The sequence below is a fragment of the Achromobacter sp. PD1 genome (genome assembly GCF_048541815.1).
Taxonomy (GTDB): Bacteria; Pseudomonadota; Gammaproteobacteria; order Burkholderiales; family Burkholderiaceae_B; genus Achromobacter; species Achromobacter bronchisepticus_A.
This window is the reverse complement of the sequence record NZ_CP183349.1, coordinates 1,890,580-1,910,879: the sequence shown is the minus strand read 5'-3', so window position 1 is coordinate 1,910,879 and position 20,300 is coordinate 1,890,580. Positions and strand designations below refer to the sequence as shown.

At 61.1% G+C, this 20,300-nt stretch carries 25 protein-coding genes; 3 read left to right on the top strand and 22 right to left on the bottom strand.

The features are described 5' to 3' along the window. Positions 1-113 precede the first annotated feature (113 nt). Complete coding sequence (locus ACM1PE_RS09095; protein WP_419343044.1) at positions 114-1,127, bottom strand: P63C domain-containing protein; 1,014 nt, start codon at positions 1,125-1,127, stop codon at positions 114-116. Positions 1,128-1,162: 35 nt separating this feature from the next. On the opposite strand from ACM1PE_RS09095, the gene ACM1PE_RS09090 reads away from it, so the two are divergent. The 3 genes from ACM1PE_RS09090 to ACM1PE_RS09080 all read left to right on the top strand — a co-directional run bounded on the left by ACM1PE_RS09090 (position 1,163) and on the right by ACM1PE_RS09080 (position 2,278). Beyond that, positions 1,163-1,624 carry a CrpP-related protein gene (locus tag ACM1PE_RS09090; protein ID WP_419343043.1) on the top strand — a complete coding sequence of 154 codons (462 nt, stop codon included), beginning with the start codon at positions 1,163-1,165 and terminating at the stop codon, positions 1,622-1,624. Between the two features lie 48 nt (positions 1,625-1,672). Beyond that, on the top strand, positions 1,673-1,966 hold the full coding sequence (locus ACM1PE_RS09085; RefSeq protein WP_059378639.1) for a hypothetical protein: 294 nt from the start codon (positions 1,673-1,675) through the stop codon (positions 1,964-1,966). 87 nt (positions 1,967-2,053) lie between these two features. Continuing rightward, positions 2,054-2,278, top strand: a complete 225-nt coding sequence (locus ACM1PE_RS09080) for a CrpP-related protein (RefSeq protein WP_419343041.1) — start codon at positions 2,054-2,056, stop codon at positions 2,276-2,278. A 51-nt stretch (positions 2,279-2,329) separates the two neighbouring features. Here the strand turns inward: ACM1PE_RS09080 and ACM1PE_RS09075 are convergent, their stop codons facing one another. From ACM1PE_RS09075 to ACM1PE_RS08975, 21 genes are all read right to left on the bottom strand, one after another. Next, positions 2,330-2,566 (bottom strand): hypothetical protein, encoded by a 237-nt coding sequence (locus ACM1PE_RS09075; protein ID WP_059378642.1) that lies wholly within the window; start codon positions 2,564-2,566, stop codon positions 2,330-2,332. Between the two features lie 158 nt (positions 2,567-2,724). After that, complete coding sequence (locus ACM1PE_RS09070; protein ID WP_419343824.1) at positions 2,725-2,880, bottom strand: hypothetical protein; 156 nt, start codon at positions 2,878-2,880, stop codon at positions 2,725-2,727. Continuing rightward, positions 2,828-3,226, bottom strand: coding sequence for a hypothetical protein (locus ACM1PE_RS09065; protein WP_419343040.1), 399 nt, complete (start codon positions 3,224-3,226; stop codon positions 2,828-2,830). The genes ACM1PE_RS09070 and ACM1PE_RS09065 overlap by 53 nt, the downstream gene beginning before the upstream one ends. After that, positions 3,223-3,633, bottom strand: coding sequence for a M15 family metallopeptidase (locus ACM1PE_RS09060; RefSeq protein ID WP_306636422.1), 411 nt, complete (start codon positions 3,631-3,633; stop codon positions 3,223-3,225). The genes ACM1PE_RS09065 and ACM1PE_RS09060 overlap by 4 nt, the downstream gene beginning before the upstream one ends. Further along, entirely contained in the window at positions 3,630-3,920 is a 291-nt protein-coding gene (locus tag ACM1PE_RS09055) for a holin (RefSeq protein ID WP_306636420.1), read from the bottom strand. The genes ACM1PE_RS09060 and ACM1PE_RS09055 overlap by 4 nt, the downstream gene beginning before the upstream one ends. A 69-nt stretch (positions 3,921-3,989) precedes the next feature. Then, complete coding sequence (locus tag ACM1PE_RS09050) at positions 3,990-4,649, bottom strand: hypothetical protein (RefSeq protein ID WP_306636418.1); 660 nt, start codon at positions 4,647-4,649, stop codon at positions 3,990-3,992. A gap of 1 nt (position 4,650) precedes the next feature. Beyond that, entirely contained in the window at positions 4,651-4,935 is a 285-nt protein-coding gene (locus ACM1PE_RS09045; protein ID WP_059374264.1) for a hypothetical protein, read from the bottom strand. Next, a complete protein-coding gene (locus ACM1PE_RS09040) occupies positions 4,936-8,349 on the bottom strand; it encodes a host specificity protein J (protein ID WP_373429079.1) in 3,414 nt (1,137 codons plus the stop codon). Next, entirely contained in the window at positions 8,346-8,933 is a 588-nt protein-coding gene (locus tag ACM1PE_RS09035) for a tail assembly protein (RefSeq protein ID WP_306636416.1), read from the bottom strand. Before ACM1PE_RS09035 ends, ACM1PE_RS09040 begins: the two co-directional genes overlap by 4 nt. Beyond that, positions 8,930-9,709 (bottom strand): C40 family peptidase, encoded by a 780-nt coding sequence (locus tag ACM1PE_RS09030; protein ID WP_419343039.1) that lies wholly within the window; start codon positions 9,707-9,709, stop codon positions 8,930-8,932. The genes ACM1PE_RS09035 and ACM1PE_RS09030 overlap by 4 nt, the downstream gene beginning before the upstream one ends. Before the next feature lie 2 nt (positions 9,710-9,711). Then, positions 9,712-10,440 (bottom strand): phage minor tail protein L, encoded by a 729-nt coding sequence (locus tag ACM1PE_RS09025; protein ID WP_419343038.1) that lies wholly within the window; start codon positions 10,438-10,440, stop codon positions 9,712-9,714. Positions 10,441-10,444: 4 nt separating this feature from the next. Further along, on the bottom strand, positions 10,445-13,147 hold the full coding sequence (locus ACM1PE_RS09020; protein ID WP_419343037.1) for a pyocin knob domain-containing S74 family peptidase: 2,703 nt from the start codon (positions 13,145-13,147) through the stop codon (positions 10,445-10,447). Then, on the bottom strand, positions 13,147-13,482 hold the full coding sequence (locus ACM1PE_RS09015) for a phage tail protein (RefSeq protein ID WP_165867964.1): 336 nt from the start codon (positions 13,480-13,482) through the stop codon (positions 13,147-13,149). The genes ACM1PE_RS09020 and ACM1PE_RS09015 overlap by 1 nt, the downstream gene beginning before the upstream one ends. Positions 13,483-13,487: 5 nt before the next feature. Further along, positions 13,488-16,466, bottom strand: a complete 2,979-nt coding sequence (locus tag ACM1PE_RS09010) for a phage tail tape measure protein (protein WP_306636409.1) — start codon at positions 16,464-16,466, stop codon at positions 13,488-13,490. Between the two features lie 20 nt (positions 16,467-16,486). Continuing rightward, complete coding sequence (locus tag ACM1PE_RS09005; protein WP_306636408.1) at positions 16,487-16,819, bottom strand: DUF1799 domain-containing protein; 333 nt, start codon at positions 16,817-16,819, stop codon at positions 16,487-16,489. A gap of 53 nt (positions 16,820-16,872) precedes the next feature. Then, positions 16,873-17,286: a hypothetical protein gene (locus ACM1PE_RS09000; RefSeq protein ID WP_306636406.1), complete on the bottom strand. Its 414-nt coding sequence runs from the start codon at positions 17,284-17,286 to the stop codon at positions 16,873-16,875. A 79-nt stretch (positions 17,287-17,365) separates the two neighbouring features. Continuing rightward, on the bottom strand, positions 17,366-18,304 hold the full coding sequence (locus ACM1PE_RS08995) for a phage tail tube protein (RefSeq protein ID WP_306636405.1): 939 nt from the start codon (positions 18,302-18,304) through the stop codon (positions 17,366-17,368). 51 nt (positions 18,305-18,355) lie between these two features. After that, the gene (locus tag ACM1PE_RS08990; RefSeq protein WP_306636403.1) at positions 18,356-18,547 is read right to left on the bottom strand and encodes a hypothetical protein; all 192 of its coding nucleotides are present in this window, start codon (positions 18,545-18,547) and stop codon (positions 18,356-18,358) included. A gap of 15 nt (positions 18,548-18,562) precedes the next feature. Then, complete coding sequence (locus ACM1PE_RS08985) at positions 18,563-18,982, bottom strand: hypothetical protein (RefSeq protein WP_054453576.1); 420 nt, start codon at positions 18,980-18,982, stop codon at positions 18,563-18,565. Then, positions 18,979-19,266 (bottom strand): head-tail joining protein, encoded by a 288-nt coding sequence (locus ACM1PE_RS08980; protein ID WP_124260411.1) that lies wholly within the window; start codon positions 19,264-19,266, stop codon positions 18,979-18,981. The genes ACM1PE_RS08985 and ACM1PE_RS08980 overlap by 4 nt, the downstream gene beginning before the upstream one ends. Before the next feature lie 22 nt (positions 19,267-19,288). Beyond that, positions 19,289-20,290: a major capsid protein gene (locus ACM1PE_RS08975; protein ID WP_054453580.1), complete on the bottom strand. Its 1,002-nt coding sequence runs from the start codon at positions 20,288-20,290 to the stop codon at positions 19,289-19,291. Between the last annotated feature and the right edge of the window lie 10 nt (positions 20,291-20,300).

Sequence of the window (20,300 nt, the reverse complement as noted above, 5' to 3'; positions counted from 1 at the left end):
GGCGTTTTCGTTTTGGCTGGCGCCAGGCTGCGGGATGATGAGGCGGGGCAGTGGGTGCGGTCGTGAAGGCTAATAGCCGCACGCCTGGTTAGAGGCGCGAGGCCTAGCTCCTGTCAAACCTCTGTCAAAGCCAATTCCAGGGTGTTCCCGCGCTTCGGCATTGCTGCATCCACCATTTTTACGAAGCGCGCCCAGCCATAACCATTTTGAAGCGCCACACGCTGGAACATCACGAGCGTGTGCATGTGCTGAGCGAGCATAGGGTCGCCAATATCTTGAGTTAAGTGCTGGTGCAACTTAGCGACACGATTTCCCTTTTCATCTTTAGGCAACCGTCTTTCAAGTTCGGGTAGCAACCCAGGCGCTAGCCTTTCGAAAACCAAGTCGCGGGTATAGGTTCCCACAACACTGTAGCGATTTTTGCTCATGCCGGGCCATGGCCATCCACGAAGCTTGTAGATATTCTCGTAGAACTCGTCGGGGAATTTTTTAACCCAGGCGGCCAATTCTTTGCTGATCACCTTTTCAAGGTAGGCCTGAAGCGCGTCTTGAGGCCTAACTTCTTGATACCCAGTTGCCTCGTCGACCAGCGCGATGATCCCAATCGTCGCAAATCCGTGTTGAAGAATAGCAGCACGCTCGGCCACCCTTTTTAGCCGTTTGTCGAGCGCACCGGACTGATCAGCCGCGATAATCGCTGCACAAATGTCGGGAAGAATTGTGGCGTCGTAACCATCGGCTGGGTTCCCTCCATGCGGCGGAACGAAGCGAATTGGGGAATTTGCGCGCGCGATCAAGTCATTGATTAATATACCTTTTTTCTCCAGCCTAGCCAGAAATTCGGCGATTCTGCGCGCGCCAGTATGTCCACCTCCTTGCGAGAGACCTATCCCCTGCTGGAGACCACGTTGAGCCAGCACACGCCGGCCATCCTCAAGCACGTAGCAAGTGATTTCGATGTCGCCGATCACCAGAGGCTTATCTGCGGCTCCATGCGTGGCCCTTGGCAACTTCTTGATCTCCGCCCCAAGCCGGCCAATCTCACTAAGCCGCTCGGGGGAAGCATTAATCGCCCGCTGGACCCCGCCTTTGGCTCTGCCCGTCACCTTGGTATCAGTCGAACTCATGTAGGTTCCTTTTAAAAAGTACCTACATTCTCACTATGCAGCCCAAGCAATGCAAGTATTTTTTAAAAAATACCTACTTATATTGCCGAGACGGATATCACTTGGCGCCTTTTGTACCGGCACGCGACGCCTCAGGGCAGCCACCTCCGGGTGGCTTTTTTGGGCCTGGACTCGACCGCGGCATAGCGACATTCGACCTAAGCCAGGATCGACACACTATTGCAATCCGATCCCGGCCGGCTCGATACTATTCGCCCGATCAGCCACTTTTGGGGGGTGCACAAGTGCACGACGACATCCGAAAGCAAGGCGCGCAGGCCGCGCGTGAAGGAGCGACGCTATTAGATTGCCCATTTCTGAAACCAGAGGCAATGCCGGGGCAGACGGGAGAGTCCCCGGTGAGCTGGAGAGAGAGATTTGAAGCGTGGCAAAGTGGCTGGATCGCTGAAACGAGATCTCGACGCTGGGCACGCGACATGGGAAAGCCCGATAGCTGACCCAATTATCGACGGAATATACTGGATACTCAACCAGTGTTTTCCGCCATGCCGTTCAAAGACCCGCTCACCTTCGCCGACCTCCGGGCCATCCGGGAGCGTCAGCCCTGGAACCCTGATGTGCTCTCCCTGCTTTGGGAGGTGAAGCGCCTGCGCGCGGCCCTGCTGCGCATGCATCAGGTGTCCTTTGAGCTGAAGCGGCCTGCCGGCCTGACGGGCGACATCTACGACGATCTGCTGGCCGGCCTGGCCAAAGAGCCCTGTGTGCTGGAGAGGGACCAGATGACGGCCCACCTGCTGGAATCGCCGCACAAACTGCGCAAGGGGATGTCGCCGCGCTAGCGCCCTTGGTACGGACATACTATTGCGTTCGCCTCTCCACTCGTTTCATACTTGGCCCTCGATCATCTACTTTTGGAGGGTTGCGCAATGTATGACGACATCCGAAAGCAGGGAGCAGCGGCCGCCCGCCAAGGATCGCCTCTTTGGGACTGCCCCTACCTCAAGGCCCAGGCAATGCCCGGGCACACGGGAGAATCACCCAGAGTTTGGCAGGCCAAGGTCGATGCGTGGGAAGCAGGATGGGCGAAGGAAAAGGAAGTGACAAGACCGCCGCCGAGCCCCGCTCAATTGGCAGGCCTACATACGGTGTAAGTCTCAAGCACGCGTCCCTTTATGGGGCGCGTACCTGAATCGCCGCGAGGTTCACTCCGCGGCAGAATGTCGCCTAAACATGCGGCGATAGTCTTCAGCACGCGCGAGAGTCCGATAGAACTGGCCGCCCACGCCGACCAGTTCGTGAATCTCCTCCACGGTCAACCGCGCTTCTATCCGCTCCAACACTGCAGCGTAGGCGTAGAGCACCTCCGCCCAGTCTCCGAATCCCAAATTCTCAGGGCCGGCGGTCACGATCATCTTAGAAACAAACTCGTCCGTATTCACATCGATCCCCAAGAGTTCTTGCTGAGCGCAGCAAGATTCATACCCAGGGTAGCACTGGAAATACAACCGAGCTAAGGGTCCGGGTCGCCGTCCGCTACGTCTGGCATGGCCCAAGACTTGGAATCACCGCGCAAGCTCCGTAAGGGGATGGAGCCCCGCTAGGACTTGGCCCAGGCATTCACCGCAGCCCGGTGCCGGGCAGCGCATTCCCCATACTGCAACGCCAGGGCCATGTAGCTGCGGGCGAAGTCATCCCAGCTATCACTGATCACCTCGGGAACCGGCGGGCACGGCTGGGCCAGATTGGCTGGCAGAATTGGCCATGTGGCCGGCTTCGTTGATGCGCTGCAACCGCTCAGAATCAATGCGGCAGCCAGCAGGCAGAGGGCTCTGAACTTCGACACGTGTATACCTCTCAATGATCTTGGGGCTGGCGGCACGCAGCGCCGCCAGCGCGCTTTCCAGGGTTTCCGAAATGCCGCTGATTCTGGCTGTCTGGGCCTTGAACTCCACGAGCTCAGCCAGCATGTGATCCACCTTCGCCTGGTCAATACCGGCCCGGTACTGGACGGCGCCGTACCAGCGCACGCCCAGCACTGCGGCAGCCAGCACCGCGGCGCCGACCAGGTACGGCAATGCGGCGCGCAGCAGCGGGTTCATGCCTGCCCCTTCCATTCGCGCGGAATCTGGAAATGCGGGCCGTCCTTGAACGTCTTCCAATCCCCGCCCCACTCCACCGGCACGCCCAATTCCGCGGCGCAGCCTTTCATTACATCCGCCAGGTCCTTGAACTTCGCCCAGTCGTTCCATGGGATCGCGCCTCCCACCAGCGGCGCCAGATCAACGGCGTGGCCCAGGCCGTCGGCCTGCGGTAAGTGATAGCTGGCCATCGTCTGGCTGGCGCCCCGCGCGACATACTCGCGCTGCTGCGCAACCGTGCGCACGCCCTCAACCACAGAGAAGTCCACCGCCGTCCGCTGGATCGCCAGTTTCACGACGGCGACCAGGTCAGGATGCACGCCAACCAGACGCGTCAGGCTGCGCTGCGACAGCTGAAATTGGCTCATTTCGAATCACCCCCCAGCTTGAACGAGATGAGCCGGCGTGCCGCCAGCTCCAGGATCTGCTCACCCAGAATTCCCAAACCGGCGCCCGCGCCTATCACGACGACCTGGGGCGCGTCTGGGAACGGGATGTAGATCAGCGCCGCCACGGTACCCAGCGCGCTGCCCAATATCGTCCGGCCCAGGACAACCCTCCACGAGAGCTTGTCCTGACTGGTAAGTGCACGTCCTACTGCGATCAGCGCGCCCATGCCGGCCAACCAGGCAAGCGTCTTTTCAAAATCGTTCATTGCGTTCCCTATAGACGAAAAAAAGCCCGCCAATGCGGGTCCGCTAAAACTGCCCTACTGTCCTCAGGGCTATAACCAGCCCGTCACATCGAGATAGGCCATGTCATTGGTTGATGATTTGGTGTAGAAGGCGTTCACCGTCAACGGCGCCCAGCCATAGAAGAAACCCAGGTTCTGACCGAACTTGGAAAAGACCCCTGTGTTTCGAGCAGCAAAATGCTCCCCCAGAAGGGTGGAGGTCATGCCGGCAGGACCGCGTGTACAGTTGTAGCCTTGACGGTAGAACGATGGGCAGTACGCCCACTTTGCATACGGTAGCCCGCCATACTCAACCCCGTCGTATGCTCCCCGGCCGCTCCCGTCAGGATTCCAGTAGCGACCCATTTGCATGGTCCGATAGACGTTCATCGGCTTCGCAGTACTCATGAAAATATGACGCCCGTCTTCGGCCCAGATATCGATCGGGCCACCCGCCACCCAGGGCCTGTCGAAGATGTAGTATTCGACCGCCGCGCCATCGAAGGTGACCGTGTAGGTCCCGTTGCCATTCGGTATCAAAGCCCGCATGCTTGAAAACTGCTGCGTCGGCCGGAAGAACACCACCGGCTCTAGCGCCGCGAAAGTGAACGAATTTCCAACGCCCTGATAGCGCAAGAACATATTGACGTTCTTGCTATCGACGATCAGATTTCCGGCTTCGTCGTATAGCAAAAGTGCAGCATCCGCCATATCACAACATCCCGTAGTAGACGCGCACCCTAACAACATCGTTGTTAGGGTTGCCAACAATTTCCCAACTTATGGTGCCGCCATTGCGTGTAATGGCCGGCCACTCAGTCCCGCCGAACCTCGGGCTGCAAACAAACCACGAATTCTGCTGAGCGAGCACATCCACGAAGCGCGAACCGTTGCCAGCTGTCGTATCGAAATACCCGAACTGGCGCGCGACCCGAGTGCCGAACTTAAACAGCGGGACGCCGTTCTGATCCCAAATTTCAAGCGGTACGAGTGCCATCTACGCAGCCCCGCCAAGACGCAAGCCAAGCTGCCCGTTCGGGTAGTAGTAGCGCACACCCTTATTGTTCACTTCAGTCCGCGATCCGTCCGAGTCTTGGCCATTGAAGGACATCAGGCCTGAGCGCATATTCAGCGTAAATATGGGTTGCCCAAGGCTGTTCACTGCGTCAGATTGAAGTAGATCGGCCAACTGCGCGGACCCGATGAATGCCCTGCCGATAAAGGCTTGGTTCATGAACACCTGGCCGCCCTGGATAACGAAGGGCGACGTAACGCTGCTGCCGTTCGGATGCAGAACCGCGAAGCGATCCGCCATCACCAGCACCTGCGACTCGACGATGCCGCCTGTGTTCGACACGCCCACCCCGATGCCGGCCATGTAGCTGCGACCTCCCGCAGTGGTCTGCGCCTTAATCGTCCACATCGCCGACAGATCGCCATTGGTCTTGGCGATGGCCTGGCTCGTCTCTTGAACTCCGGCGAACGCCTGATCTGCCTTTTGTGACGCTGCCCCGGCCGTCGCTTGCACGTCCGTGACGCGTCGGCTCATCGCTTCATTCTCATTCGCGCGGGTAAGCGACTCCTGCTGAATTAGGCCGGTGTTCTCGTTGACCTTCGCGCTGACGGTACTGATCGTCTGAGCCATCGCCTCATTCTGGCTCTGCCGAGTCGCCTCCTCCTGAGCTATCCGAGTTTCAAGCACCGGGATCCGCTCAATCGGCTCGAGGACGTCTCGCGCCAGTTGGGTCTGGGTGATCTTGTCGGTGAGGTACTCGAGAATTTCGCCGGCGTCGGAGCTTGCCTGACCAAGCACGCCATTCCCCGCCGGATAGCGCGGCCCTGCTACGCCGTTCCTGTCTCGCAGGATCGCCCAGAAGTGCAGCCGCGCGCCGGCGGACAAGCCCATCAGCGTCGTGCTGTCTTGGGGGAACGCGTAGTCTCCCAACTTCTGCGCGGACTCGAATGCAGGCGAGGCGCTGTACCAGATCTCGGTCCGTTCCAGAATGGACGGGCCCGCAGGCAGCCCCCACTTCAATCGAATAGCGAAGACCAAAGCGGTCGGCACCAGGCTAGTGACGGCCGGAGGCGGAGCCAGAATGCCGTCCAACTGCGTAAGCGTCGACGTGGCCCACACAGAGGCGATATCCAAGGCATTCAGCGCACGCACCCGGCACAGGAATGCCCCCGCGTAGACGTTCGGCACCTCAACGCTCGCCGACCCCGTGCGCGGCATATTCACCCATTCCGAGTTATCCCGGCGCCACTGCACCTCATAGGCCACAGCACTCTCCGCGCGCTTCCAAGAAAACACGGCGGTATGGCTGGCGAAGCCCTGGCTGATCACGGGATAGGACGTGATAGTCACCTCGGAGGGAGGCGGCTGCACGCCAGGCGGGATAACCGTGATCGGCACCGGTTCCAGCCGCGTGCCGAAATCCACGTTGTCGAACTTTCCCGGTTCATGCTGAACAGCGGCGATCTCGGCGACAAGCCCTTCCTTGCGCTTCACCTTCAATACTCGAAAGCGTTGTGCAGATAGCGTCTCGGATTCCAGTGTCCACACGCATTCGGGTTCAGGAACCTCCGAATAAGGCGCCGTAACGGTCAAAATGAGGACTGTTCCCGGAAGACCCACCATATCCGCAGTCAGCTCGGTGGAATCGACTGTGAAGGTCGTCATGTCCGCAGTCAGTCCCTGACCCACTGCGGTGCTGATGATTCGCGTCTCGGACACACCGCTGGGCAAGTTGACCGTCAGGCGATCGCCTGGCCGGACACCCAGCGCGGCGTCAACAGTAATCACCGTTCCGGTCGCCGCATGAATCCGCCCTCCGATTCGACGCCCCGCTAGGTGCTGGTCTGCCACGCGGATGATGCTGCCCGGGTGAACACGGCAAGAATCCAACCCTACCGAGAACGAAACGGACCGCGTTTCCATGCGGGAGGTCAGCAAAAGCCACTTTCCTACGCGGTTCGCTTGCCCTCGCGATGTGCACCCGAATGCGCTGACTTCGATCTGCCGGAGGCCGTACCGCACCAGGCCGCTGCGGTCTTCCACATATTCAACCTTCTGCCGCCCCATGTCAGAAAGATCGTTCCATGACACCAACGCCACGGTGTAGCGGGTGTTAAGAGCCGATCCGGCGTAATGGAAGCGCCCATCAATGACGTTTGCGGACGTGAATGTATAGATCGGGTCGCCAGGCATGTCCGCCACGGCAAAGACAGAACCGCTAGCCCAGTACGACATGCCGCGAAACACCGACGCCAGATCCTGAAGTACACGATAGGCATCAGCGGCCGTTTGCAGATAGACGTTGCAGGTGAAACGCGGCTCCTGCCCGCCGAATCCGTCAGGCACCAGTTCATCGCAATAGCGGGCAATCTGGTACAGCCCCCACTTATCCAACCATCCGGCCGGGATGCGCTCGCCCAAGCCATACCGGTCGTTGCTCACCAGATCGACGAAGATCCAGGCTGGGTTATCCGTCCATGCGAGTTTGAATGTGCCGTCCCATGTCCCCGCATAGGAGCGCGACTCAGGGTCATAATTTGACGGGACGCGAATGATGCGCCCTTTCAAGTCATACGCCCGAACGGGGATATTCTGAAACTGGGATGCATCGACCTTGATCCCGAACACGGCCGACATCGGGTAGCGCAGCTTCGCATCGATCACTTCGGTATAGGCGTCTACAAAGGTCCGATCAGAAACGGTGCTACTGCCTGCGTTGGCAGTAGTCCGAACCACGCGAACCGACCAGCCAGAACGAGCCGCAGGCAAATCTATTCGGTGCGATCGTGCGTAGCGCTGGGTGGTCTTGCCATCAAAGGCCGACGTAAGCGTTGTCTGATACGCGCCTCCGTCTGTACTGACTTCGATTCGATACTCGACGCGATAGCCCGTAATGTCGCCATTGCTCGTGTTCGCTTGGGACAGACCGTTGACTGCGAGCGTTATTCGAATTGCGGACAGCTGCGTGTCAGAGAACGAACGAACCCATGGCAACGCCGCGGTCAGTTCGACGTTGGCCGCGGTGGTCACCTCGGACGCAGGGAATCCCGGCAATGGATCCTGCGTCTGTGTGCCGGTGCGAAAGTCGATAGCGACATTCTGAAAATTCAACGAGCCGTCTTCATTCGCTACTGGCGTACCGTCCAAGTACACATCACGCAACGCGCCGCCCAAACCATGGGTTGGCCCAAAAATCTCCCCTTCCGACACCAAGTCGATAATGCGGGCGTAGGCGGTGCTATGGAGACTGTCGGGCGCCTCCCTCGGAGAGCGGCCGCCGCCGCCACTCTTCCCGCCCCCGTGGCCGACCACGGGCCTACCCCTCCGACGCGAGCCGCCAGAAACGAAAAAGGCGCCCGAAGGCGCCTCGCTGGCTCGATTGAATTGCATCGTCATACTTGATCCTCTGCGTAGATCCCCGCCGAGATCACCGCGCTGCCCACGATCATTCGGCCATACAAGAGCGGCGCAGGATTGCCCTGCGCTGAAGTGTTGACCGCGCCATTGAAGTTGTAGGAAGCGCCATGCTCGGGGCTATCCCGCGCACTGAGCCCGCGCTGCTGCGGCGAGAGCATCTGAATGACGCCACCAAGCGCCATCGCCGCTCCCAATTGCATAAACGGCGTGCCGGCCCCGGGAGCGAAGACGTTCACTGCCGCCCCCGCCACAATCAGGACAGCACCGAGAATGGTCTGGAAAAGTCCGCCGCGCTTAGCGCCAGCTAAGACAGGTGCGATGCGGATCGAATCGGAACCCACTGGATGCCCAATGTCGTCCTCGCCGATATTGCGCTTGCCGAGGAAACAGGCGTACCGCACGCCGTGCAGCTCGCTTTCCGATAACTCGCGTTCAAACCCTGGCATCAGTACGCATAGCGCGCGGATTGCTTCGGCGGTGCTGCATACGGCGAGCCTGTGAACTCTCCCGAATCGCGCGCCCAGCCGGCCATACAGCCGCACTTCACGCAGTGTTTCGCTCATTGGGCACCCTCATATCGAAGTGCGAGGCGCGTGGCCTCGCGCCAGTAGCCGCCATAGACCACGCGTTCAGAATCCCGCCCGTACAGGTGATGGAGCATCGCGTTGGGCACCGGAAAGAGATCGGGCGCTTCCTTCAATGGGCGGCTTCCGATGAACAGGCCGGCGTGATTGACACGATCCGAACGAATCTGCATCAGCACCACGTCACCAAACTGCAATTCCTCGCCGACGGTCAGAGGTCGGAAGCCCGCCTCGGCGAAATGGTCCATGTAAAGGTCTCCCTCCCGGCCTGGCTCCCACCAACCATCATCCCTGTGAAAGTCAGGCAAGGAGATATCCAGCTCGCGCGCGTACCCATCACGAATCAGGCTGTAGCAGTCCAGGACACCGTGGGCAAAGGGACGCCCAAGCAGCGGAGCCACATACCCCTCGGGCGCGAACCCGCGTACGTCTCCTGCCACGACGGCGCCGGCGGCATCCTTCTCCACCCCGACAATGAACCACGGTAAGCCGCTCGCCTCGCATGCAACGCGGTCCGCCTCGCTGGGGTCAATAGGTACGTCCGGGTGGGAATGGATGATGGCGGTAATCCGCCCAGCCTCCTCTGCCTTGGCGTAGTCCTCTGGATCCATCACGAAATGGTCTGTACCGGTCGCCAGATTTCGGCATGGCCAGTACGATTCGCGCCTGGCTGCCATCACGACCAGGCCGCAGCACTCGCGCGGGTACTCCGCCATCGCGTGAGCCCGGATGGCCGTCAAAGTCCTCTTGCGCATGGTTAGCCTCTGAGTCGGTCAGCCGATGGAAAGCCGCCGAAATTGATAACTTCGAAATCGCCGAAGCGCTTCTTGCAGTCGCTCAACAGGCCAGAGCAACGATCAAGAGCGGGATCCGTGACGGGGTTTCCGTCAAGGTCGAACATGCGCGACCCGGTGTATCCGCAGTACGTGCCGCGGTATCCGCCCCTCGTCAGCCAACCGCAGACGCCGGCGATGACCTGGCGGCCGGGAAGCTGCTGGCCGTTGAAATCCAGCGCGCTCGATAGTTCGAACTCCACGACTTCGGGAAGATCGCTCGTCTTCTGCTGGACAATCCAGATCTCCGGCGCCAGTTCTTCGTCCGGTGAGGCGGTAGGATTACCGTCGGGGAAGTTGCGCGCGTCCAAGTACTTCCCGAGCGTCCGCCGAACAACCACGCGAGCGCCCACCAGGTCGTCAAGCTGGATGCATAGTGCGGAAATGACACCCGGCATGGGGTTGCCCTCTGCGTCCTGCCCAATGTTGCCTACGGACAACGTGGGCGTAGGCTGCTGCCCCTCACCCACCTGCTCAAACCCCTCCGCCTGGATAGCCCAGGGGTCGTACTGATTCCCTTGCCACCAGATCGGGCCTACCTGGGCGTATCCGTGAAAGCGCTGGAGCGTGCCGCCAATGCCGGTGGCGTCCAGCTCGAACAAGTCGACCAGTTGGCCGACCTCCAGCTTTTGAACATCCGCATAGATCCCCATTGCACTACTCCGGGGTAGCGGGCGAGCCCGCAGCTTCCAGTTGCGCGATCCTGTTGTTGGCCGTCACCAACGATCTGTTGGTTTCCTCCAGCATCTGGGTCAGGCACTGCACCGCAGCCACCATGTCGGGCATGATGCGCGACATGTCCACGCCCTGATACCTGGGCACGTCCTTGCCGTCGGGCCCCTTCATCATCTCGTCCTTCTTGCCCACCACCGCGGTGGGGACCAGGGCCTGCAGCTCGTGGGCAATGAAGCCGCGTTGAACCTCGGAGCCTTCCGGCGCCTCGTTCATGCGGAAGAAGATGGGCCGCAGCGCGTTGACGGTTACCAGGGAGTCCGTGGGGTTCATGTCCCCCAGGTCGGTCTTGGCGCGGTAGTCGGAGGTCGTGGCGTAGGTCGTGGTCAGCGCCTGCGTCGAATAGATATACCCGGCTACGCCGCCAGTGGACGACTGGAACTGGATGGCTGTGGAGTCCGACGGATTGATCGGACGCGTCACGATTCCGTACTCCAGGCCACCGCCGTTGAAGGCTACATGGAGCTTGGACTGCACGTTGGGGTTTAGAAACCGCCCGAACATCCAGCGCCCGTCCTCCATCACGCGCCCGCACTCCCCGGTCGCGGAGTCAAAGGTCATGTGATACGGGGTGCCAGCTGTGCCGTGCTTGCTGAAAAGGATCTGACCGAGGCCCGTGGCTTGGTTGATGCCCAACAAAACGAATTGCGAATTGGGATCCTTGCGTGCCCGCGCCAGGAGCCCGGCGTAAGTGCCTGCGGACCCAGGAACCACGGTGAGATAGGTAGAGGTGGAATTGGCCTGCACCACCGTGCTGACCCCGTCGGTGTAGTCGCCGGTGAACGACCCCCTCAGAGTCGTCCCAGGCATCAGCTGCAAATCGCCCGTAGCCAAGGTTTGAGGAATGTAGACCGAACCGTTCCAGCGATACCAGCCAACCGCGTCAACGTAGATGTCGCCGCAGTCAGCCACGGGCAGGAACGCCACAGAGCTGAGGACCGAGGTGATCTTCCAACCTTCCCAGGAACTGCCTGAACCGAATCGTTGGAAGATGCGGGGTTTCTGCCCGTTACCCAGCAACGTGCAGCGCTGAACGGCTAGGCCGGAGGTGATGTAGAACACTTCCAGGAAACCTGCGCCGACCGTGCCGTTTTGCACGGGCGGCCAGTTGGCGCCGCCGGCACCCGTGATAGTGGATCCGGAGTCCCAGGTGTAGAACGTGTTGTCCGCGGTGAGCGTATTGGCGTTCACGCCGGAAGCGCCGCTCAGGACCACCCGGTGCATAGCGTCCTTGAGACGGGCCTGCTCAAACCACGCCCCCCACACCTTCGACGCACCAAAGCGCACGCGCTTGTAGGTCACCGGGTTAGTTTCGGGGAAGGCCGTATAGGTCTGTGTGACCTGAAGGTTGCTGGCGGGAAAGGGTGCCGCTGCCTCTACGGTCAAGATCCCCGCCAGTTGAACCGGGTAATTGCTCGCCGGCGTGGCATAAGCCGAAACATGGCACGCATAGCTGCCGGGGACGTCGTAAATGTTCAAATTCACGCCATCGGGGATATCGGCTGCGAAGGAAGCGCGCAGGTAGCTGCCCGTCTCAGAGTTCCACTTGTGCCACCCAACCCCGTCCACATAGACGTCGCCGTGGTCGGCCGTGGGCAGATCGGCCACAGTGCTGACGGGCGCAACTACATACCAGGAGCCCCAGGTACCGCCGATCTGCGCGCGCTGGAAATTGGTGGGTCGGCGGCCTGCGCCTGGGACTATAGTCAAGCTCTGCAGGAGGTCGGTGGCGTTGATCATGGTCACCTGCAGCGAGCCAGATCCGAAGATCGTCGCAGGCCAGTTCGCCCCGCCGACCATTGCCGCGCCGCCCGCCCAAGTGAAGTAGACGTTCTCCGTCGTCAGGGTGTTGGCGTCTATGGCCGAGGTCAGGGAAACTTTACGCACCGTGTCCACAGCCCGCGCCAGCTCCTGCCAGCCGCTCCAAGTAAGCGACGCCGCAAATCGCACGCGCTTGTAGGTACGCGACACGCCGCCCGAGCCGCTACGGGTGGTGTAAGTCTGGGTGACCTGCATGTTGCCGGCGGTGGACCGCTCCACCACCAACGTGCCTGCTCGCAGCTCGGGCCAGTTGTTGGCCAGCACCGCGTCGGCGTCATCGTTGATGTAGTAGGGGCCAGGGTCGACAACCGTGTTGGCGTCGGTGCCTGCCGCGATCGGTAGAGCGGTCAAGAATGGTAACTGCTCACGCGGGATCTTGCTGTCGGCGCCAAGCGATGCCGCACCGTTGGCAGCGCCCAGCATCGAGGCGTCCAGCATTCGCAACCAGCCAGCCCACACACTACCGACGCGCGTCCGCCAATAGCTCCTGCGTGCTGTGGTGACATAGCGCTGGTACACAAACGACGTACCGGCCGCCACGACCTGCAGCAATCCTGCGGCACCTTCAGGATAGTTCGAACCACCCACTGCGCCAGCGTCCGCGGACTGGTGGAACGTGCCAGTAGCCGTATACGCGTTCAGGTTCGCGGACGCGGGCATTTCAGCGGCCTTGAACGCATCCTCCAGCGCCGCTTTCAGCAACGCCATATTCCGGTTCATTTTTTGAAACGAATCCCGGTGCGTATCGCCGGTTCCATCATTGGGTGCTTGCCCAACGTTGATGATTTCGAGGTTCACCATGGTCATCAGGGAATGAATTTCTGTTTGAAGGTGACGGCCAACGTGAACCAGCCGCCACCCAGAGGCACAGGGCTGTAACCCCGCTCCATCAGGAAGACCGCCTGCTGCCCCAGGGGCGGCGTCCAAAGGAACCCCGTCCAGGTCCCGTGGCGGTCAAGGAACTTTTTGATTGGCTGGATCTCAGCCTCGGTCCCGAAGAACTCAAGCGGCCAAGACTCAGAGCGGGAATTGATGCCGTCTTCGGCGACCTGCGCGAATCCATCGCCGAATTGCGCGCTCAACCCGCGAAAGGCGACCTCCCCCTTCGGATTTCTCCGGGGGCACCAGGTAAAAATTTCCACGAAGCTCACCTACCGTTCTGACGGTTCCAAGAAGTCCCCCCGGGCCGGTAGGACCGGGCCAGGAGGCGCTCAAACCGCTGGTCAACGAATTCGCCGATTTCCTTGCCGAATTGCTCCAGGCCGGCCGGTGCGTTCGTGCGAACTCCCTCCCCTTCTTGCAGGTAGATCTGCACCTGGACTGGGCGATTGCCTGCCCGCAGGTCATCGCCCGCCGCGGCCTGGGAGAAGTTCGGAATCTGTGCGCGGACACCAAGGCTCCCGTCCGGCGCGCGCTTCAGCGGCATGATTGCTTCAGGACCAGCCTCGGCAAAGACACCCGCGCCCTTCGCGAAGGCGAAGACCTGCGGTGTGTCATAGACCCCGTTCGAATAGGCGGACAAGCTGGGCGACGAATAGACGTTGCCCTTTGCGTTCTTGACTGCCCCCCAGCTGCCAGACATGCCCGATGTGTCTCCGGTCGCCACCTGGCCAGCCCCGGCATAGTTGGCAGCCGCCGAAACCCCACTGAAGAGCATTCCGGATATGCTGCTTACGAATCCGACCATGGCCTGGCGCGCCGCAATCTTTGCGATATCCGCCAGAACGCTGCGGGTGAAGTCCGAGAATTTCGACTTCCCGGTGGTCACGAAGCTCGCAACGACGTTCTCCATCCCGGTGAACAGGGATGAAAAGACCTGCTGCGACTGCGCCATCAGGTTCGCAGTGCCATCGAGCCAGTCGTTTACGGCGAGCAGTGCACCGTTCTTCCAGTCAGACTGGATTGCCACACGCTCCTGCATGTAGGCGCGCTCACGCTCAACCTGGGCCAGCATGGCCGCATCGATCTGGGCAATCCCTTGCTGGTACTGCGCAGAATCCAGCGCGCCCGCCCCGCCTTCGCGCAGCATCTTGTCGGTAAAGCTGTCGCGGATACGCCGGAATCGGTCCTGCGCCTGATTCACAGAGTCCACCAGGGCGCGATCATTCGCACCCAGCGTCATGGCGTTGACTTGGCGGTTAGCCTGCAGGTCACGCGTCTCGCGATAGTTCTCGATGTCCAGCTGAGTAGCCCGCAACGCTCCGCGGATCTTCTCCTGGTACTTCTCGATATCGGTGGCCTCTTGCTCCTGGGAGCGAACGATCTGGGCCTCAAGCTCTTTTACGCGGCCAAGATAACGCTCCCGCTCCGAAAGCTGCTTCTTTCCTCCGGCAATCTCCGCCTGCTTGCGAGCCACCTCCAGCTCATCTTGCAGGGCCGCGCGCTGTGCCTCGGCGCGCCGGTGGATGAATTGCTCCTCCGACAGCAGACCGCGGGCACGTTCGCCCTCCAGGCGCGTAGTTTCCCGTCGAAGCTCTTCCTCTCGCAAGCGCGCCTGCGCCTGCATTGCGGCCAGCTGAGCGGAAATGCCGCTTTGGACTCCTGCGCCAGCGCCCTTGTCCTCAAAGCGCTTTCGGGTGGCAGCTTCCCGTGCGCGGATGGCGGTGGCGGATATCCGATCATCGTTCGGGTCGATTGCCCTCAGACTCGCTTCATTTCGTGCGTTTTCTTCGAGCGCCTTTTCCAGCCGACGCGACTTGTTTGTCGCCTCATCTAGCGATTCGAGTGCCTTTGCCGCAGTGATGGCGCTGGCATTGGCGGCGGCATTGAGCCCGTGGACCTGTGAAACCGCCTCTGCCAAGGCTCTCTGATCCTCAGCATCCCGCAGCCGCCCTTCGGCAGCCGCCAATTTGGCCTGGCCTGCCGCGTTAATGCCGGCAGGCCCATTTGCTCTGTCTCGGATAAGGTCAAGATTCTTACGGAGTGACGTAATGCGAGCATCAAGCGGATCTTGCTCCTGCCCAACCTGCTTCATCGCCTCCCACGCGCCGGAGACTTCCTGTTTGACCCCGCGCCAGGCTCGCTCCAGCAAACCCAGCTTCGCAGGAGCCTCATCACCCAGGTAATCATGCAGAGCCTTCGAAGTCGCCTGCATCGCGGCTTCGCGATTGCCGCTTTCCTCCAGCGTGCGGATGTACTCCCAATGCGCCAGGCTCATGAAGTTCATCGAGCGGTTATGTTCTTCCGCCCACTTCGTGACACCTTCCGGCATCCGAGCAAAGTCCTTGGAGATTTCGTCCATGGACTGCTTGGAAACGCGCTCCAGCTCCACCATCGTGGCGCTCAGATCAGCAATCGTGGCCTTCGAGATTTGGCCGGTAGCGACCAATCCTTCAACCGCATCACGCGCATTTCCGATGCCCCCGCCCCCAATCTTGGCGGAAGCGGCCGACATTTCGCGGATACTCGCGGCAGTGACGCCTGCATAGTTCCCTGTCAGGCGGATCGTCCGATTTAGCCGATCTGTCTCCTGGTCCCCCTGATAGGCAGCAATACCCCAGGCCACAGCAGCGCCGGCGAGCAGCGTCCACGGGTTCACCATCCCCAACAGGGTGGATCCCAGCGCACGAGCTGCAGGGACTAGCCCGCCGAACATATCTTTCAGCTGACCGCCTTGCTGTAGCGCCACAGTCATGGGCTGCTGTCCGCTCTGCAGCGAAACCACAATATCGGTGATCTGCGCGGGTACGCCACGCATCGCAGCTTCAGTCTGCGCGGCCGACCTGGCGTGCTTATTGAAGGCCACCGCCCCGGAATTCAAGGCGGACTCTTGCGCCTTTAGGTGGCCAATCATTGGCGCGGCCTGTGCGGCTACGCCGAGTTCTGCAGCACGCAGCTCCAGCAACTGAGATCGGGTCCTGCCCGCAGCCTGCGCCTGGCGCTCCAGGCTCTGCAGGAACCTATCACCAGCGGTCGCATATGCCTGGGCACCAGCGGATGCAGCATTGACCGCCAAGGACATTTGGCTGGACGACGTCCCCACCCTATCCGCCGCGGTGGCCGCGCGAGTCAGCGAAGCTTCGGTGGCCGCGGCAAACTGCGCCGACGCAGCACTGCCAGCTCCGTACGAACGCAACAAGTCCGCCTCGTCGCCGGTCAACCGTACGGCAAGGATCTTCTCGTTCATATATTTTTCCGGCGTTGCGCCTACTCGTTGCCTTCAAAGACCTCAAGGGCGGCCTGCTCCATCGCCCTGAGTTCCAAGAACATTTCGCGACGCCCTGGCCGCTGCACATCCAACAGCCTGAGCGTGGAATCCACCTCGGTCGCTGGGATGCCGACTCGTACAGGCGTACCCATCCCGGGCGCGACCCACATCCAGCTGTGCCCGAGAGCCAGGAATGCCTCTACTGTTGGCCAGTTTTCAGGCCAAACCTCAAATACTTCGTCTTCAGACGGTGAACTTGGGCGCGCTGCGTCCAAAATCTCCGGCGGCGCCCCCGCCGCCCTCAATGCCGCCAGCACCTGGTCGTCGGCCACAAACCCGCCACTTGACGACGTGCCTCCTCCGGCCCAGTACCTGGCGGCCTCGATCAGTTTTTTTTCTTCGCTCCCTCGTGGGCGCCGAAGAATCCGTTGAACAACGGGATGACCAGCTCCGGCCAGTCGGCGAGCAGGGCTTCAAGCTGATCCACGCTGTATGTGATGGACTCACCGGCCCCGTCTCGAACGCCCAGCCAACTGGCCATCTTGTCCTTCAAGAAGTCGATATCGCTCGCATACTGGTACGCGGGGGCACGGGTACCGCCCGGACGCTGCAACGGCTCCAGCCCTTGACCGGCGCGCACCTGATCGGTCATCCCATCACGCAGATCTGCCAGCTGCTGAGGCGTATGACGGTGGTACTGGGCGATGAATTTGATTTCCATCGGATTGCCATTGGTACCGTTGACGATGACCTCAATGGGCATGGCGGCGACAGGACGCTTGGTGACGACGAAAGACATATAAGGCTCCAAATGCAAAATGCCCGGGATATCCCGGGCATGTCGTGATACGAATGGTGGAAGGGCGATAACTGCGGCGCTACCTGACGATGATCTCCAGCTCATCGTTGCCGACCGCGCCGGGGTTGATGTTCGTGTCCAGGTTCAGCATCGCCACCCCTTCCTGGTCCGAGTACGTCGGATTGGTCATCTGGGCCGAGCTGGCTTTGATTTCCACGATATGGCCTGCGACCACCCCATGGGTGACCGACAGTGGCGATCCGGCGCCTGACAGGACCATGGTCGGCCAGTCAAGGTCAGCAATGCGCGGCAGCTCCAGAACGAGCTTTCCCGTCGGCTTGCGGTCCGTTATCTCCGCCCCCTCGCAGCCGATGAGCGAGCGCCAAACCAGCTGGTTCGCCACGTCGAAGGTCATAGACTGCAAGCAGCCCGAATAGGCGCCGAGCGACCAGGCCGGCGTGTTCGCCTTGTTTACCGCCTTCGGGATCTGGAAAGCGGTGAAATCCACGCCTGCAGGCATGGCGCCGTCCGTGATCGGCACATAGGCACCCATGAACCGATAGCGCAGAACCGGAATGCTCTTGGCCGTCAGATCGAAGGCGACCGTTCCCCGGGCATCCACGATCTTGTGGAACAGCCCGTCCAGGAAATAATGCAGAGTGATCAGTTCAAAGTCGGTCGACACCGGCAGATAGCGCACGTCGGTGCCCACCGTAACCGTCTCCGCGAATCCGCAGGCGCGCAGCAGCGGACCCCACGCAGGCGCCTTGCCCGCGGTGCCTGCTCCTGCGAGTTCCACTTCGAATTCGAGCTGGGCATACTGCGTGGTCGCGATTTGCCCGGAATTCCCCATGTAGGGCCGCAGGAGTTCGCGTTCCACGAACTCTGCCGACAGAGGCGTCGCCGTCAGGCTTCGGACCAGCACCGCGTCCGTGGCCCCGGCAGGCTGAGCGGCAGTGCCGGCCGTGGTCTGCAGTTTCGCCAACACGACGGAATTGCGAGTTTTCTTTGCCATCATGGGCTCCAAGAATGAAGGCCCAATAAGGGCCAGATTGATAGCGAGACGGCCCTACCGGGCCTGGCGGCCTGAGCAGGGTTCGGTCCGCTCGATCAGAATTCGCTCGCCGGTAGCCGAATCACGGAGATAGCTCCCGCCGCGGCCATGGTGTTCATCGATCTGGGGCCCGGTCACCGCCTGCGCAGGCTGGGCGATATCGGTACTCACCGGATCGTCTGCGACTGATTTCCTTTCTTTGTTCATGCTTTCTCCGATAGTTCAGGCGCTTAGGGAGTGCTCATCGGTTTGGTAGGTGATGCGGTAGCGCTTGTTCACAATCTGCCGCCGCAGGTCGCCATTGACGTACTTGGGCTCATCGGTCCCGAACTCGGCAACCTCGACCACGTTGGGGCCGGCGTATGCCATAACGACGGGGTGGGCCTGCTCGAACACCGCCTCTGCGAAGGCCTGATGGTCATCGCCTGCTGTGTGAACGAGGACATGGATTTCACGTACGCGGGTGGCGCGCGGCGGGTGAATGCTCTCCACCGACTCCCCGCCCAACTGCACAGAGATCACCATCGGATCCTCTCTGGCGATTGCCCGTACAGGCGATGCCTCGACTTCGGCGGGGAATCCGGGCGCCGCCTTGAGGGCGGCACGGAGGTCCACCACGTATTGCATTGCCAGCGTGGTCATGGAAGCTGCTCCAGCATCGCGCGCGACCAGAAGCCGTCGCCTACCGCGGTCGGCTCCTGGCGGACTCGGTAGCGGACGCCCCCGATTTCCACCTGACTTTGGTACGCAAGGTCGGGGACGTCGGCGGTGGTGTACTCGATCTCGTAGTCGGTCGAGTGCACCAGGTCCCCTTCGTCGATGACCTGCGGGCGGTCGAACCGAACCTTGAATGGAACGGGAGGCTCCGTATCCAGCAGCAACGCCGGCTCGCGCAGACCCACCGCATCGAAGGCTTCGTCGAACACGGAGTTATCCCATTCCATGGCTTCAGGTGCCCATCTTCAGTTTGATGATGGCCTTGGGCCGCGTCGGCAGATGCAGCGGATTGGACTGGCTTTCGATCTCAAGCCCCTTCCCGAACGGCAACGGCTCGACCCGCGTGTAATACGGCAGGCCATCGGTGTTGACCGTTTCCATATAGTCGGCCGGCGCGAAGCGCGTGATGAAGAAATCGGACACGCCATCGGGAAAGGCGTAAGCCTCCTCGTCGCCGATGAAGGGAGCGCCCCCCAGCTTGCCGCGGTAGCGTTCGTAGGTAATGCCGCCGATCTCGAAGGAGTCGGCCGGTTTGCCCCGCAGCTCGGCTGCTTGCGCGGTATTCAGGTACGTCTCGCGTACGCTCTTGTGGTTGATCAACGTCTTCCAGAAGTCCTTGCCGCACAGCGCGCGAACGCCGCTGGCCGGGGTGGCGCCCAGGGCATCCTCGACCAGATCCACGACGTCGTCCGATTTCTGGCGAACGAGGGTGGTTGCGCTCGTGAGTTCCATCGGGAATTCCTGCTGGACGATGCCGAAGGAATGGTAAACGTCGAGCAACACCGAAGTGCCGTCGGCATCCAGGATCTGCCCCTTGATGCCGCCCACGCGCTGATATTCGTGCGTCAGATCGAGTTGCTGGCGATGCTTCCTCTGGTACTTGGCAACCCGCGCCTCGGCCGATTCCAGCTCCGATTGGCTCCCGAACGCGCGGATGCCCTGGATTTCGTCGGCCAGCATCGTGGAACGTTGCGGCAAGTGCACGGTGTTGAACGGAATCAGCTTGCGGCCGGTCAGGACGACCGATTGACCGACACCACCACGGGGCTTGGCGGACACCAGACCCAGTGTCTGGCCGTCGTATTCGATTTGCACCACGGTGGAGGAAACGCCCTCTTCCGAGTAAAGGCCGAGCTTGCCGATGCGGCCCGGGATGCTCTCCAGCTCGTTGATGGCGGCGGTCAAGGCGGAAACCGTGAATTTCTCGTCTTGGAAGATATTGATATCGGCCATGTCAGGCTCC

Coding starts and splice junctions, on each gene's coding strand:
- ACM1PE_RS09080 (WP_419343041.1), top strand. CDS start 2,054: ATGTATGACGACATCCGAAAGCAGGGAGCAGCGGCCGCCCGCCAAGGA.
- ACM1PE_RS09050 (WP_306636418.1), bottom strand. CDS start 4,649: ATGGCGGATGCTGCACTTTTGCTATACGACGAAGCCGGAAATCTGATC.
- ACM1PE_RS09090 (WP_419343043.1), top strand. CDS start 1,163: ATGCAGCCCAAGCAATGCAAGTATTTTTTAAAAAATACCTACTTATAT.
- ACM1PE_RS08990 (WP_306636403.1), bottom strand. CDS start 18,547: ATGAACAAAGAAAGGAAATCAGTCGCAGACGATCCGGTGAGTACCGAT.
- ACM1PE_RS08995 (WP_306636405.1), bottom strand. CDS start 18,304: ATGATGGCAAAGAAAACTCGCAATTCCGTCGTGTTGGCGAAACTGCAG.
- ACM1PE_RS08975 (WP_054453580.1), bottom strand. CDS start 20,290: ATGGCCGATATCAATATCTTCCAAGACGAGAAATTCACGGTTTCCGCC.
- ACM1PE_RS09030 (WP_419343039.1), bottom strand. CDS start 9,709: ATGCGCAAGAGGACTTTGACGGCCATCCGGGCTCACGCGATGGCGGAG.
- ACM1PE_RS09040 (WP_373429079.1), bottom strand. CDS start 8,349: ATGACGATGCAATTCAATCGAGCCAGCGAGGCGCCTTCGGGCGCCTTT.
- ACM1PE_RS09020 (WP_419343037.1), bottom strand. CDS start 13,147: ATGACCATGGTGAACCTCGAAATCATCAACGTTGGGCAAGCACCCAAT.
- ACM1PE_RS09065 (WP_419343040.1), bottom strand. CDS start 3,226: ATGAACCCGCTGCTGCGCGCCGCATTGCCGTACCTGGTCGGCGCCGCG.
- ACM1PE_RS08985 (WP_054453576.1), bottom strand. CDS start 18,982: ATGACCACGCTGGCAATGCAATACGTGGTGGACCTCCGTGCCGCCCTC.
- ACM1PE_RS09010 (WP_306636409.1), bottom strand. CDS start 16,466: ATGAACGAGAAGATCCTTGCCGTACGGTTGACCGGCGACGAGGCGGAC.
- ACM1PE_RS09045 (WP_059374264.1), bottom strand. CDS start 4,935: ATGGCACTCGTACCGCTTGAAATTTGGGATCAGAACGGCGTCCCGCTG.
- ACM1PE_RS09000 (WP_306636406.1), bottom strand. CDS start 17,286: ATGTCTTTCGTCGTCACCAAGCGTCCTGTCGCCGCCATGCCCATTGAG.
- ACM1PE_RS09025 (WP_419343038.1), bottom strand. CDS start 10,440: ATGGGGATCTATGCGGATGTTCAAAAGCTGGAGGTCGGCCAACTGGTC.
- ACM1PE_RS09060 (WP_306636422.1), bottom strand. CDS start 3,633: ATGAGCCAATTTCAGCTGTCGCAGCGCAGCCTGACGCGTCTGGTTGGC.
- ACM1PE_RS09085 (WP_059378639.1), top strand. CDS start 1,673: ATGCCGTTCAAAGACCCGCTCACCTTCGCCGACCTCCGGGCCATCCGG.
- ACM1PE_RS09035 (WP_306636416.1), bottom strand. CDS start 8,933: ATGAGCGAAACACTGCGTGAAGTGCGGCTGTATGGCCGGCTGGGCGCG.
- ACM1PE_RS09055 (WP_306636420.1), bottom strand. CDS start 3,920: ATGAACGATTTTGAAAAGACGCTTGCCTGGTTGGCCGGCATGGGCGCG.
- ACM1PE_RS09095 (WP_419343044.1), bottom strand. CDS start 1,127: ATGAGTTCGACTGATACCAAGGTGACGGGCAGAGCCAAAGGCGGGGTC.